Source organism: Vibrio stylophorae, assembly GCF_921293875.1.
In the GTDB taxonomy this organism is placed as follows: Bacteria; Pseudomonadota; Gammaproteobacteria; order Enterobacterales; family Vibrionaceae; genus Vibrio_A; species Vibrio_A stylophorae.
Genome location: NZ_CAKLDI010000001.1, coordinates 1870030 through 1883261 on the forward strand (window position 1 = coordinate 1870030; position 13232 = coordinate 1883261).

The following is a 13232-nucleotide window of genomic DNA, read 5'->3' on the forward strand; positions in this document are numbered from 1 at the left end:
AGTTTCATAACACCAGAAAAACAAGGATGATGGCTATGCTCAAAAAAATTACGCGCAGTATGCTCGCTTGCGTTCTGGGCTTCTATGCCCTTACACCTGCCATTCAAGCGCAGGAGATGGACATTGCAGCAACCGACTATCGCATACAATATCAAGGCCGTATCAATACGGACTGGCAACATCAGCAAGTCACCATGAATTGGCCCGGTAGCCAAATCGCTTTTCAATTTGAAGGGCGCCAAGTCGCCATTTGGCTCAATGGCCAAGGCAGCCAGTTTGATCTGCTGATTAATGGTGAGCGAAAACAAACCATTAAAACCAGCTGGCTCATGCAGCGCTATGAATTACTCAATACACCCCATGCGAACAAAGTTGAGATCCGTTTAGTCAAACGGACTGAATCGCCAGGCTCATTGGTCACCATTCGCGGTTTAGAAACCCAAGGGCGAGTGGAGGGTATCTGGGGCTATCGCCCACATATTTTATTTATCGGCGACTCCATCAGTGCTGGTTATGCGGCTGAATCCAATCAACGTGAATGTACTTGGCAAGAGATTGAAAACAGCTCTAACGCACGCATCGCCTATCCCATGCTCACCGCACAGCAACTAGGCGCAACCCATTCACAGGTGTCTTATTCAGGGCTAGGTTTGCTTCGAAACTGGGAAGGCAATGCCAGTCACCATAACCTCACCCACTACTTTGATAAAGCGGCCGCTATTTACCAAGGCAGCACAGAATATATCGATAAAATGCCGCAGCTCATTGTATTGCAGGCCGGAAATAATGACTTTAGCTCTGATTTACAGCCTGGTGAACCATGGACGAATCCAGACCAACTGCAAAAAGATTGGCAAGCGCACTATATTGCACAAGTCAATCAGCTGCGTCAGCGCTATGGTCAACATACACCGATAATCGTGGTCTCCACCTATATCTGGCCCCACGATCGCCTCACCAAAGCAGTCGATGCTGTCGAAGCGCATTTTGCATCCATCAACCAACCCGTACACCGATTTATACTCAGTGCTTCACTAGAAGGCTGTCAGTGGCATCCGACAGCCAGCGATCATCAGAGCATCGCTCAAGCGCTTGCGACGCTAATTGAAAGCAAACACTTGCTACCCGCCTATTAATGGCTAAAAGCGCATACAAAAAAGCCGAGCATGGCTCGGCTTTTCATCAGCATTCGATGTCGATACTAGGCTTGTTCGTCATCTTTATATTTGGCTGCCGTTTCTTTAATCAGGGCTTGAAGCTCGCCCTTTTGGAACATCTCGACCATGATGTCACAACCGCCGATCAACTCACCATCAATCCAAAGCTGTGGGAATGTTGGCCATTGCGCGTAGTTTGGAAGCTCAGCGCGAATATCTGGGTTTTGCAAAATATCAACAAACGCGAATTTCTCGCCACAGCTCATGACAACTTGCGCAGCTTGTGAGGAAAAACCGCAACTTGGTAGTTTTGGCGAGCCTTTCATGTACAACAAAATCGGGTTTTCGCCGATCTGCTTTTTGATTTTATCAATGGTTTCCATACGAACCTCTCAAATATGCTTGGCAGAAAGTGTACCTGCAAGGCAGGACAAAGCAAATGCTTAACACTGTTTTATCATAAAAAGGGTTTTAATAAAGTAAAAACTTGCTAAAATAATTTGCAGCCCAAAAGACAGTTTTGAATCCAGTTCATCACTATACTGGGAAGAACAAAAAAACAGGCACGTTTGTGACCAAGGAGAATGAGCAATGGCATTTGAACTACCAGCACTACCTTTTGCAAAAGATGCACTAGAACCACATATCAGCGCTGAAACTTTGGATTACCACCACGGTAAGCACCACAACACCTATGTTGTAAAACTAAATGGCCTGATTGAAGGCACCGAATTTGAAGGCAAATCTCTTGAAGAGATCATCAAAACTTCAACAGGTGGCGTATTTAACAACGCTGCACAAATTTGGAACCACACCTTCTACTGGCACTGCCTCAGCCCAAATGGCGGCGGTGAACCAACAGGTGAACTTGCAGATAAAATCAATGCAGCATTTGGCTCATTTGCAGCATTCAAAGAAAAATTCAGCGATGCCGCAGTCAACAACTTTGGTTCATCTTGGACTTGGCTTGTTGAAAATAGCGCAGGCGAGCTTGAGATTGTAAACACCTCAAACGCGGCAACCCCGCTAACTGAAGCGGGAGTAAAACCACTGCTAACCCTTGATTTGTGGGAACACGCTTATTACATCGATTACCGTAACGTACGTCCTGACTACATCGCTGCGTTCTGGAAATTGGTGAACTGGGAATTTGCTGCGCAAAACCTTGCTGCATAATATTCCAGCGAATTAACCCAATAAAAAAACGAGGCGATTGCCTCGTTTTTTTATGCGTGAAATTTGTCATTACGCGCCAAATTTCTCTTGCAGAATAATGCGAAGCGTACGGCGCAGTGGTTCTGCCGCTCCCCACAATAGCTGATCGCCAACGGTAAAGGCATTGAGGAAATCATTGCCCATGACCATCTTACGCAAACGACCAACAGGCACAGATAGCGTGCCAGTCACTTTCGCTGGTGACAGCTCTTTGACTGTAATATCGCGCTCATTTGGAATCACTTTCACCCACTGATTGTGCTCTGCAATCATGGCTTCGATTTCATCCAGAGGAACATCTTTGGTCAGCTTAATAGTCAAAGCCTGTGAGTGACAACGCATCGCACCGATACGTACACAGGTACCATCAATCGCAATTGGGTTATCTTGACGGCCAAGAATCTTGTTGGTTTCAACACTACCCTTCCACTCTTCTTTGCTTTGACCATTGTCTCGTTTCACATCGATCCATGGAATCAAAGAGCCAGCCAGCGGCGCACCAAACTCTTGCGTTGGGAACCCTTCATTGCGCAGCGTCGCAGCGACTTTACGGTCGATATCAAGGATCGAGGTTGCTGGATTTGCGAGCTCATGGCTCACGCTATCGTTAACCACACCCATTTGTGAAATCAGCTCGCGCATGTTCTTCGCACCAGCGCCAGAAGCCGCTTGGTAAGTCATCGCGCTCATCCATTGCACCAAACCTTGTTCATAAAGGCCGCCCAATGCCATCAACATCAGACTCACTGTACAGTTACCACCCACAAAGGTATTGGTGCCATGATTTAGGCCGTGCTGAATCTGCTTAAGGTTCACAGGGTCAAGGGTAATGATCGCGTTACTGTCCATACGCAACGTGGATGCAGCATCAATCCAATAGCCTTTCCAGCCTTGCTGGCGCAATTTTGGATATACAGATTCGGTGTAGCTGCCACCCTGACAGGTGATGATCGCATCGAGTTTTTTCAAACTTTCGATATCAAATGCATCTTGAAGAAGGCCTGCGTCTTTACCAAAATTTGGCGCCGCAATGCCGATTTGAGAGGTACTAAAAAATACAGGCTCAATATGGTTAAAGTCTCCTTCTTCGACCATACGCTGCATCAAAACTGAGCCGACCATACCACGCCAGCCAACTAAACCCACTTTTAACATCTGCCCAAACACTCCGTGTTGAAATGAAAGAAAATCTAGCATCTATTTGTAATGGGTTCCGACCGCATTCGCAACCCTTTCCAGCGGGATATTTTATATTTTTTTCAAATCCATCCTTAAATTAGCAACAAATTATGGGTAAAATTCAAAAACATGGCAATTTCACAAGAAAAAAGCCACCTTTTGGTGGCTTTTTTTGTTAGTGCATACACACTATCGACAATTCATTTTCTGCAACTGGTTTGTAATAAACCAAGGGCACTTTGTCACAACGTCGCTGATAAAGCTCTTTACTGACCTTACCACGTGCCATATAGCGCTCCAGCATCACATCCACACCATCCTCACTGAGCGCAAAATGTTGTGCTAGCTTGGCGCGAGATGTACGCCCATTGGCATTTAAATAGCCAAAGAGTGATTGCATGATCATGATAAGGACAGCTCACCTAATCGATTCTTCTGACCACTGCGCTTCATCAGCAAGCAGCACAGCACGAGGACGGCAATAAAGAATCCAGACCATAACAAGCTCACCATAGGGTGCGCGCCAAAGAGTGCAATTTGGTAAATCAAAGTCGCAACCACATAGGCCAATAGCATGGTCCAGCCAGCGATAAAGGCAGCATAACTACGGCCAAATTCACGCACATAGGTACCCATAGCAGCGACACATGGGGTGTAGAGTAAAATAAATGCAAGATAAGCAAGGGCCGCTGCTGGCGTAATAAATTTCGCCTGCAGGTTGCCAAAGATACTGCCATCCACTTCTTGCTCTTCAGCAGCTACATCTAAATTTTTCAACTCGCCCACTTCAATACCCAGCGGATCGCTATAGTTAATATCAAACAATGCAGCTGGAATTGACATCACCGCTTCGTGAAGACTTGCACCTAAATCATATTCAGCTGCTTCACCGCCCTCTTCAGTACTTGCATAAAGACTATTGAGTGTACCAACCACTGCTTCTTTAGCGAAAATACCCGTGATGATGCCTACAGTTGCTGGCCAGTTTTCCTCTTTCACGCCAATTGGCGCCAGTAGTGGCGTTGCCATTTGCGCAGCATGCGAAAGCACTGAACTCTTACTATCTTCATGACCAAAACTGCCGTCGGTGCCCATGGAGTTAAAGAAACTCAGAATGGTGACCACCACCACAATGGTTTTACCTGCACCCAGCACAAACTTGCTCAACTTTTGCCAAGTTTTAATGAATACGTTGCGAATGCTTGGCAATTCATAATCTGGCATCTCCATGATAAAGCTTTCGCTCTTACCTGGATAAAGGGTTGCGCGCAGTACAAGCCCTGTAAATACAGCAACCAAAATGCCTAAAAGGTACAAACCAAAGACCACATTCTGGCCATCTTCAGGGAAAAATGCAGCAGCGAACAGGGCATAAACGGGTAGGCGCGCACCACAAGACATAAAGGGAGCCATTGCAGCAGACAAGCGGCGCTCACGCTCTTGCTCTAAGGTACGGGTTGCCATAATGGCAGGTACGTTACAGCCAAAACCCAACACCAAAGGTACAAAGGCTTTACCTGGCAAACCAATCTTTTGCATTAGTTTATCCAATACAAAAGCAGCGCGAGCCATATAACCGGTACTTTCGATCAGTGCCAAGAACAAATAGAGGCAAGCGATCACAGGAATAAAGGTTGCAACCGTTTGAATACCACCGCCAATACCATCAGCAATCAAGGTCACCAACCACACGGGTAGATGCCCATCCAATAGATGATGGCCACCGTCCACCAATAGCGCGCCCACACTGATATCGAAGAAATCAATGAATGCACCACCAATGTTGATGGAGAATAGGAACATCAAATACATCACAACAAAGAAGAAGGGGATACCAAACCAACGGTTAAGCAGCACCGCATCAATTTTTTCTGATGTGGAGCGCGTCAAATGCCCCTCTTGTCGGCGGACTTGCTTACAAAGATTGTGTAAAAAGGTGTAGCGCACATCCGCAATCGCCATATCCGCATCAAGCTCAACCGCCAATCGGTTATTGATGTTAATACACGCGTCACGCGCTTCCGGTGTTAAGCCATTCAACACCAAAGGATCTTTTTCAAGGACACGAATCGCAGCGGCGCGCTCGTTCAATGCCAAATCCTGCACATGTGCCATTGCCTCAGTGATAGCGCCTTCAAGCGTCGACTGATAATCCAATTCAATGGGTTGGCTTTGAATACCTTGCGCTAGCAATTTGTGCAGCTGCTTCTTAAAGTGATCGATCTGCTGGCTATTATGCGCACTTAACGCAAACACAGGGCAACCAAGTGCACTTTCCAACTTATGGATATCAATCTGTTGCTTTGCTTTTTCAACAGCATCCATCTTGTTAAGCACAACTACCATTGGGCGGCCAAGCTCGCGCAATTGTAGCGTCATATATAAGCTGCGCTCTAAACAAGAGGCATCAACCACATTAATGATGACATCCGCTTCACTGGACAAAATTGCACGTGATGCGATGGTTTCATCCAAACTATTGAGGTCATCACCACTATCAAGCGCATAAATCCCAGGCAAGTCAGTGAGCTCAAATGTATCACCACTACAGTGATACTGACCGGTTTTCTTTTCTACCGTCACCCCAGCCCAGTTGCCCACATGCTGACGTGCACCCGTTAACTGGTTAAACAATGTGGTTTTACCCGTATTTGGATTCCCAACGGTCAGAATTTTGTAACTCATGCTTTGACAACCTCAACTTCAATTTCTGCGGCAATGCTTTTACGCAGTGCGATATTCACATCTCGCACTTGGACTTGAAGTGGATCGCCTAAAGGTGCGCAACGCACCACCATAATTTCTGTGTGCGGTAATAACCCCATCACCATCAATTTTTTACGTGTTTCTGGTGCAAGTGCGGAGACACTAGACACGACAGCCACTTGTCCATGTTGGAGCTGTGATAATTTCATCTGACGTCCACTTAAATATTGAATAGGAATAGTTTTCATTTTCGATAATATTACTACCTTGATTCCCCAAAAGTCTTGCGGAAAATCAAAAAATGGTCGTTTGTTGCTGTAAAGCCTTATGACCGATTGGATGAACGGTAAATTCAATACATGAAACAGTGCGTTAAATTCGTTAACGCGCTGAAAAATGAATATCAACAAATTATTGAAAACGGCTGTTGAGTTAATTTGCGACAAGAATTTATTGCGACTGAAATCACAAGCTATTGATGTAGAGGGAAGAAACGACCTTTTCAACTTCCTTTCTAAAACACTCTCTTATATTCTTTCGTCCTGTAAGTGTTGTGAAAGGAAGAACAACACAGTGCTCGGAAAAAGCAATTTTGCGATAAACGGTAATTTTGCCCTTCCTTCCACGCGATCCAGTTCTTCAATTTGTCTCTTTTGAGTCTTCTCTCTTTCAACACTCACCAGTGCATGTGCTTCTAGCACACAAATTCCAGAGACAGCGTTATCTTTTGGTAATGCTGTCCCGGCAGCAAGCGAAGGTGTCGTTGGCACCCGCGGTATGGTCCCCCGGCTATGCCGCGTTTTTTTTTACCTGTCACTTTATAATTTCATTTCGACTCTAACTGAAAGTCAAAAATCCAGCGCTCATATTTCAAACAGATTGATTCTTTGCACAAGCTCCCAATTTTTCCTGAGATTTGCTCATATTGGTTATCAACCCATTTTCATGATGAAAAAATTCGCCTTTATTTCAATCGTAAATTAAGGGGGCAAATGCCCCCTTATCACCAGTGACTACTGTAGGCAGGCCACATAAGACTGACCCAATGCCTTAATAAAGGCTTGATAACTACCATCCCCGACTTCAACTTGCGATGCCAGCGGGTCTAAAATTCCCACATTTACTTTCGTTTTTGCTGCAATACGCTTCACTACATTGGGTGAAAACTGCGGTTCAACAAAAACGCATACCGCTTGGTGCTGACGAATTTGCTGCTCAATATGACTCAAGGTTTTAGCGCCAGGTGAACGACTTGGATCGACCGTAAAATACCCTTGTTTATTGAGACCAAAATGGCGCTCAAAGTAACCATAGGCATCATGGAAGACAAAATAACCATTGCCTTTAACCGAAGCCAATTGCTGTGCTAATTGCTGCTCAGTAATATCAATGCTATTCACAAAAGCTTGATAATTTGCCTTGTATTGCTCAGCGTGTGCAGAATCTAGCTGCGCTAAACGCGTTGACAGAATCAGTGCAATCTCTTTGGCCTGCGTTGGGCCAAGCCAAACATGCGCATCCATACTACTGTCACCATGATGATGGCCATGCTCGTCATCATGGTGATGATGACCTTCCCCATCAGCGAAATAAAAGCGGCTCAAACCACTCACATGGGCTAATTCAATATTGGGTTTATGGTATTTTTCAATCATTCGCTCAAGATAGGGCGAGATGCTTGGACCGACCCATAGCACCAAGGTGGCTTCTTTGATTTTTTGCATATCCGCAGGGCGCATCGCATAGTCATGAGGGGACGCTCCAACCGGAACAAGGAAATCACTTTGCCCCACACCTTTGGTTATTTCATGGGCAATAAGAGCTAAGGGTTTGACACTGGTCAATACCTTGGTTTGCGCCATAACGGCGGTGGGTATCAACAGAGCCAGCGCTGCGAAGAGCGAGAAAAGACGCTTCATTTTTGTAAACCTCATGACAATCACAAGCACTAAATGTTACATTATAACAATCCAATGATGCAAACCATTCCCATTTATGACCAAGTTATTGTCTCTTGAACGCGTTAGCGTCAATTTTTCGGGCCGTGATGTGCTCGACGATATCTCCTTTGATCTCAATCAGGGCGAGATCACGACACTCATCGGTCCAAATGGTGCAGGTAAATCAACGCTCGTAAAAACAGTGTTGGGTTTACAAAAGCCGACTCAAGGAAAAGTGAGAAAACACAAAAAACTTAAGATCGGCTATGTTCCACAAAAAATGCAGCTTAATGATGCCCTTCCATTGATCGTGGAACGCTTTTTACGTTTAGTCGCCAAGCCCAAACTCAGTGCAGAGCAAGCCTTAGCAAAAACGGGCGCAGGCCATCTGCTACAAGCCAATATGCATAGCCTCTCTGGCGGTGAAATGCAGCGCGTACTCCTAGCTCGCGCGCTTATGCTTGGCCCGAACCTTTTGGTACTTGATGAGCCTTTACAAGGGGTCGATGTACAGGGCCAAATTGCGCTCTATGAGCTCATTGGCCAGCTTCGCCATGATCTTGATTGTGCAATTTTGATGGTCTCTCACGACCTGCATTTAGTGATGGCCAAAACAGACCATGTGATCTGCTTGCAACACCATATTTGCTGCTCTGGTGGCCCTGAAGCTGTTTCCACTCATCCTAAATATTTGGCTCTGTTTGGTCATATAGGCGCTGAGCAACTTGCGCTTTACCACCACCAACACAATCACCAACACGACTTAGCAGGCCAGCATGTCTGCCAACATAAGCACCATTAATCATGTTTGAATTCTTACTTCCAGCGCTACTTGCCGGTTTCGCTATCACACTTATTGCAGGCCCGCTAGGCTGCTTCGTGGTTTGGCGAAAAATGGCCTATTTTGGCGACACTTTGGCCCACGCCTCACTGCTTGGCATCACTTTTGGCTTGATGTGGGCCATTGATTTGCATATCGCCTTGGTCATTTCAAGTTTGCTGATTGCCCTATTATTGGTCTTGTTACAACGTCAACGATTGATTGCCACCGACACCCTGCTGGGGATTTTATCGCACAGTGCTTTATCTATCGGTATGGTGACTTTGGCGTTTTTTGACAATATCCGTGTCGATCTCATGAACTATCTATTCGGCGATCTACTCGCCGTGGGCTATCAAGATATTCTTTGGATTACAGCGATCGCGCTAACTGCTTTAGCTATTTTAATTGTGCTCTGGCGACCGATGCTACTCACCACCATCAACCCAGATCTAGCCGCCGTGGAAGGTATTAATACCCAACGTATGCAGCTATGTTTAATGCTACTCATGGGCTTAGTGATTGCCATCGCCATGCAATTTGTTGGCGCCTTGATTATTACAGCGCTACTCATTATTCCAGCAGCCAGTGCACGTAAACTGGCAACCAGCCCTGAAGTGATGGCCATCTTTGCTGTGATTTTTGGCATGATTGCTGTCGTGGGCGGTTTGGGACTCTCATGGCACTACAACACACCAGCAGGGCCTTCTGTGGTGGTCTGTGCATCCATGCTCTTTGTGATCACTCAGCTCATTCCCAAAAAACAATAACAGTAATCAAATCACATAAAATAAAAAGGGACGCATTAAGCGTCCCTTTTTCAAAGCATCATTTTAGACATTACCAGCCGGTGCGCTCGCGCAGTGCTTGGCCGATATCCGCCAAACTTTTTACTGTCGTCACACCCGCAGCTTGTAGCGCTGCGAATTTCTCATCCGCAGTCCCTTTGCCACCTGAAATAATCGCGCCAGCATGACCCATACGTTTACCTGCAGGTGCAGTCACACCAGCAATATAGGATACCACTGGTTTGGTGACATGCGCTTTGATAAAGGCGGCGGCTTCCTCTTCTGCACTGCCACCAATTTCACCAATCATCACGATCGCTTCAGTTTCAGGATCTTGCTCAAAGAGCTTAAGAATATCGATAAAATTCGAGCCCGGAATTGGATCGCCACCGATACCAACACAAGTCGATTGGCCGAAGCCTTCATCTGTAGTTTGTTTCACCGCTTCATAGGTCAATGTACCTGAGCGAGAGACAATCCCCACTTTTCCTTTACGATGAATATGGCCCGGCATAATACCGATTTTGCACGCTTCTGGCGTGATCACCCCAGGGCAGTTTGGTCCAATCATGGTCACACCTGATTGCAGTAGCTTTTCTTTAACCACCAGCATATCAAGGGTTGGGATCCCCTCGGTAATGGTCACAATCAGTTGAATACCTGCATCAATCGCTTCGACAATGGCATCTTTACAAAATGGTGCAGGTACATATATCACTGATGCGGTCGCACCAGTCGACTTGACAGCCTCAGCAACCGTATTAAACACAGGCAAGCCTAGATGCGTTGAGCCACCTTTACCAGGAGAAACACCACCGACCAATTGTGTGCCATAGGCCAGTGCTTGCTCAGAGTGAAATGTGCCTTGGCCACCGGTAAAACCCTGACAAATGACCTTGGTATCCTTATCAACTAAAATCGCCATTCGCTTATTCCTTTGCTGCTGCCACAACTTTCTCTGCGGCTTGAGTCAGCGATGTTGCTGCAATGATATTTAAGCCACTCTCTTTTAGACGTGCTGCGCCTTTATCTGCGTTATTGCCTTCCAAACGCACAACCACAGGCACAGACACACCCACCTCTTCGACTGCGCCAATGATCCCTTCTGCAATCAAATCACAGCGAACAATGCCACCGAAGATATTAACCAGCACTGCTTTCACATTGCTATCAGATAAAATGATCTTAAAGGCTTCGGTGACACGCTCTTTAGTTGCACCGCCACCAACATCAAGAAAGTTTGCCGGTGAACCACCATGCAGTTTGATGATATCCATGGTGCCCATGGCAAGACCTGCACCATTGACCATGCAACCAATATTGCCATCAAGCGCAACATAGTTGAGATCCCAAGCCGCAGCTTGCGCTTCACGCACATCTTCCTGACTTGGATCATGCATTTCACGTAGCGCGGGTTGGCGATATAAGGCGTTACTATCCACCACGACTTTGGCATCTAGGCAGAGCAGATCCCCTGACGCAGTGATCACCAAAGGATTGACTTCCACCAAAGCTAAATCGCGTTCTAAAAAGAGTGTCGCTAAGCGCATAAAAAGCTGCGTAAATTGCTTAATTTGATCGCCAGCGAGGCCAAGAGCAAAGGCCAACTGACGCCCTTGAAATGGCTGTGGCCCAGTCAATGGATCGAGTGCGACTTTATGAATTTTTTCAGGTGTTTCTGCTGCCACTTTTTCGATTTCAACACCGCCCTCGGTAGAAGCCATAAAGACCACACGGCGAGAGCTGCGATCCACCACAGCGCCAAGATACAACTCTTTTTGAAAGGCGCTACAAGCTTCAACCAGAATCTTACTCACGGGCTGGCCATTAGCATCCGTTTGGTAGGTCACCAGCGGCTTACCTAGCCACTGCTGGGCAAAGGCTTCAACTTCTTGTGGCGTTTGCACCACTTTCACACCGCCCGCTTTGCCGCGACCACCAGCATGAACCTGACATTTCACCACCCATGGCGCGCCAGGAATTGATTTTGTTGCAGCAACAGCTTGTGCTGCACTATCACAGGCGATGCCTTCGGCTACAGGCAAGCCATATTCAGCAAAAAGCTGTTTAGATTGATATTCGTGTAGATTCATTTGGATCTATCCATAGTTTTCCATTGTCGACTGAATCAGGCGGCATTGAGATGTATCTTGATTACACCTCAATTACCGCCACCACGCAAAGCGTTCGACGCTTTAATTACACATCCAGTAATAAGCGGGTTGGATCTTCCAACAGTTCTTTTACTGTGACTAGGAAGCTGACCGATTCCTTGCCGTCAACAAGGCGGTGATCATAGGAGAGGGCCAGATACATCATAGGCAGAATCACGACTTTACCATCAACTGCCATGGGTCGGTCTTGAATTTTATGCATTCCAAGGATCGCAGATTGAGGTGGATTAATAATTGGCGTCGACATCAATGAGCCAAACACCCCACCATTGGTAATGGTAAAATTCCCACCCGTTAGTTCATCAACGGTAAGTTTACCGTCACGACCCTTCTCTGCGAGCTCTTTAATACCTTTTTCGATTTCCGCCAAGCTTAAACGCTCACAGTTCTTTAGCACTGGGGTTACCAAACCGCGCGGCGTAGAAACCGCCATGCTAATATCAAAATAGTTATGATAAACAATATCATCGCCATCAATAGAAGCATTGATTTCAGGAAAACGCTTCAATGCCTCCACAACGGCTTTCACATAAAACGACATAAAGCCAAGACGGACACCATGGCGCTTTTCAAACTGCTCTTGATAGAGTTTGCGAATATCCATAATCGGCTGCATATTGACTTCATTAAAAGTCGTTAGCATGGCTGTGGTATTTTTTGCATCCAGCATACGCTCAGCAACACGCTTGCGAAGACGCGTCATCGGCACCCGTTTTTGGCTGCGATAACCTTCCTCAATTTCACTCAATGCAGCTGTCGTGATCTCAGGAACTTTAGGCTCTGCTTGCGCTTTTCGCTCAACGACCGCCATTACATCTTCACGGGTAATGCGACCGCCAACACCAGATCCAGCCACTTCATTTGGATTTAGCTCATGCTCAGCTAACAAGCGACGCACTGCTGGCGTTAAAGCATCATTGTCACCATCAGACAAACCCGCGCGATAACGCTGCTCAGGTGATGTTTGTGTATTCGCGGCGCTGTCTTTGGTTGGCTCACCCGCGACTGCGCCAGGTTTCAGTCGACCAATAAGCTGTTTGCTCAGTACCGTGGCACCGTCTTGCTCCAAGATTGCCTCAAGAACCCCCGCCTCAGGCGCAGGAACTTCCAACACCACTTTATCCGTTTCAATATCGACCAACACTTCATCACGTGCAACCACATCACCCGGCTGTTTGTGCCATGTTGCGACTGTGGCATCAGCCACGGATTCAGGTAGGTCAGGCACCAAAATTTCAATCGTCATTGGCTAT

Annotated in this window: 14 protein-coding genes; 4 read left to right on the forward strand and 10 right to left on the reverse strand. The window is 46.5% G+C overall.

Features of this window, described 5'->3' with window-relative positions:
- Positions 1-35: 35 nt before the first annotated feature.
- The gene (locus L9P36_RS08550) at positions 36-1136 is read left to right on the forward strand and encodes an SGNH/GDSL hydrolase family protein (RefSeq protein WP_237466282.1); all 1101 of its coding nucleotides are present in this window, start codon (positions 36-38) and stop codon (positions 1134-1136) included.
- A 65-nt stretch (positions 1137-1201) separates the two neighbouring features.
- On the opposite strand, the gene L9P36_RS08555 is transcribed toward L9P36_RS08550, so the two are convergent.
- Positions 1202-1540, reverse strand: coding sequence for a Grx4 family monothiol glutaredoxin (locus tag L9P36_RS08555; RefSeq protein ID WP_237466283.1), 339 nt, complete (start codon positions 1538-1540; stop codon positions 1202-1204).
- A 208-nt stretch (positions 1541-1748) separates the two neighbouring features.
- On the opposite strand from L9P36_RS08555, the gene sodB reads away from it, so the two are divergent.
- Positions 1749-2333 (forward strand): superoxide dismutase [Fe], encoded by a 585-nt coding sequence (gene sodB, locus L9P36_RS08560; RefSeq protein WP_237466284.1) that lies wholly within the window; start codon positions 1749-1751, stop codon positions 2331-2333.
- 69 nt (positions 2334-2402) lie between these two features.
- Here sodB and asd read toward each other — a convergent pair whose 3' ends face one another.
- The 6 genes from asd to znuA form a co-directional block, all read right to left on the reverse strand.
- Positions 2403-3527: an aspartate-semialdehyde dehydrogenase gene (asd, locus tag L9P36_RS08565; protein WP_237466285.1), complete on the reverse strand. Its 1125-nt coding sequence runs from the start codon at positions 3525-3527 to the stop codon at positions 2403-2405.
- A 199-nt stretch (positions 3528-3726) separates the two neighbouring features.
- A complete protein-coding gene (locus L9P36_RS08570) occupies positions 3727-3957 on the reverse strand; it encodes a FeoC-like transcriptional regulator (RefSeq protein WP_237466286.1) in 231 nt (76 codons plus the stop codon).
- Positions 3954-6236 carry a Fe(2+) transporter permease subunit FeoB gene (gene feoB / locus L9P36_RS08575; RefSeq protein ID WP_237466287.1) on the reverse strand — a complete coding sequence of 761 codons (2283 nt, stop codon included), beginning with the start codon at positions 6234-6236 and terminating at the stop codon, positions 3954-3956. Before feoB ends, L9P36_RS08570 begins: the two co-directional genes overlap by 4 nt.
- Entirely contained in the window at positions 6233-6466 is a 234-nt protein-coding gene (locus L9P36_RS08580; protein ID WP_237466288.1) for a FeoA family protein, read from the reverse strand. The genes feoB and L9P36_RS08580 overlap by 4 nt, the downstream gene beginning before the upstream one ends.
- A gap of 318 nt (positions 6467-6784) precedes the next feature.
- Positions 6785-7027, reverse strand: a complete 243-nt coding sequence (locus tag L9P36_RS08585; RefSeq protein WP_237466289.1) for a hypothetical protein — start codon at positions 7025-7027, stop codon at positions 6785-6787.
- 243 nt (positions 7028-7270) lie between these two features.
- Entirely contained in the window at positions 7271-8176 is a 906-nt protein-coding gene (znuA, locus tag L9P36_RS08590) for a zinc ABC transporter substrate-binding protein ZnuA (protein ID WP_237466290.1), read from the reverse strand.
- 76 nt (positions 8177-8252) lie between these two features.
- On the opposite strand from znuA, the gene znuC reads away from it, so the two are divergent.
- Together znuC and znuB are read left to right on the forward strand one after the other, a co-directional pair.
- On the forward strand, positions 8253-8999 hold the full coding sequence (znuC, locus tag L9P36_RS08595; protein WP_237466291.1) for a zinc ABC transporter ATP-binding protein ZnuC: 747 nt from the start codon (positions 8253-8255) through the stop codon (positions 8997-8999).
- Positions 9000-9001: 2 nt separating this feature from the next.
- Positions 9002-9787: a zinc ABC transporter permease subunit ZnuB gene (gene znuB, locus L9P36_RS08600; RefSeq protein WP_237466292.1), complete on the forward strand. Its 786-nt coding sequence runs from the start codon at positions 9002-9004 to the stop codon at positions 9785-9787.
- Positions 9788-9857: 70 nt separating this feature from the next.
- Here znuB and sucD read toward each other — a convergent pair whose 3' ends face one another.
- The 3 genes from sucD to odhB all read right to left on the reverse strand — a co-directional run bounded on the left by sucD (position 9858) and on the right by odhB (position 13225).
- Positions 9858-10730, reverse strand: a complete 873-nt coding sequence (gene sucD / locus L9P36_RS08605) for a succinate--CoA ligase subunit alpha (protein ID WP_237466293.1) — start codon at positions 10728-10730, stop codon at positions 9858-9860.
- A gap of 4 nt (positions 10731-10734) precedes the next feature.
- Positions 10735-11898 carry an ADP-forming succinate--CoA ligase subunit beta gene (gene sucC, locus L9P36_RS08610; RefSeq protein WP_237466294.1) on the reverse strand — a complete coding sequence of 388 codons (1164 nt, stop codon included), beginning with the start codon at positions 11896-11898 and terminating at the stop codon, positions 10735-10737.
- Positions 11899-12004: 106 nt separating this feature from the next.
- The gene (gene odhB, locus L9P36_RS08615) at positions 12005-13225 is read right to left on the reverse strand and encodes a 2-oxoglutarate dehydrogenase complex dihydrolipoyllysine-residue succinyltransferase (protein ID WP_237466295.1); all 1221 of its coding nucleotides are present in this window, start codon (positions 13223-13225) and stop codon (positions 12005-12007) included.
- Between the last annotated feature and the right edge of the window lie 7 nt (positions 13226-13232).

Coding starts and splice junctions, on each gene's coding strand:
- sucC (WP_237466294.1), bottom strand. CDS start 11,898: ATGAATCTACACGAATATCAATCTAAACAGCTTTTTGCTGAATATGGC.
- L9P36_RS08550 (WP_237466282.1), top strand. CDS start 36: ATGCTCAAAAAAATTACGCGCAGTATGCTCGCTTGCGTTCTGGGCTTC.
- znuA (WP_237466290.1), bottom strand. CDS start 8,176: ATGAAGCGTCTTTTCTCGCTCTTCGCAGCGCTGGCTCTGTTGATACCC.
- L9P36_RS08580 (WP_237466288.1), bottom strand. CDS start 6,466: ATGAAATTATCACAGCTCCAACATGGACAAGTGGCTGTCGTGTCTAGT.
- znuC (WP_237466291.1), top strand. CDS start 8,253: ATGACCAAGTTATTGTCTCTTGAACGCGTTAGCGTCAATTTTTCGGGC.
- L9P36_RS08555 (WP_237466283.1), bottom strand. CDS start 1,540: ATGGAAACCATTGATAAAATCAAAAAGCAGATCGGCGAAAACCCGATT.
- sodB (WP_237466284.1), top strand. CDS start 1,749: ATGGCATTTGAACTACCAGCACTACCTTTTGCAAAAGATGCACTAGAA.
- L9P36_RS08570 (WP_237466286.1), bottom strand. CDS start 3,957: ATGATCATGCAATCACTCTTTGGCTATTTAAATGCCAATGGGCGTACA.
- asd (WP_237466285.1), bottom strand. CDS start 3,527: ATGTTAAAAGTGGGTTTAGTTGGCTGGCGTGGTATGGTCGGCTCAGTT.
- znuB (WP_237466292.1), top strand. CDS start 9,002: ATGTTTGAATTCTTACTTCCAGCGCTACTTGCCGGTTTCGCTATCACA.
- odhB (WP_237466295.1), bottom strand. CDS start 13,225: ATGACGATTGAAATTTTGGTGCCTGACCTACCTGAATCCGTGGCTGAT.
- sucD (WP_237466293.1), bottom strand. CDS start 10,730: ATGGCGATTTTAGTTGATAAGGATACCAAGGTCATTTGTCAGGGTTTT.
- feoB (WP_237466287.1), bottom strand. CDS start 6,236: ATGAGTTACAAAATTCTGACCGTTGGGAATCCAAATACGGGTAAAACC.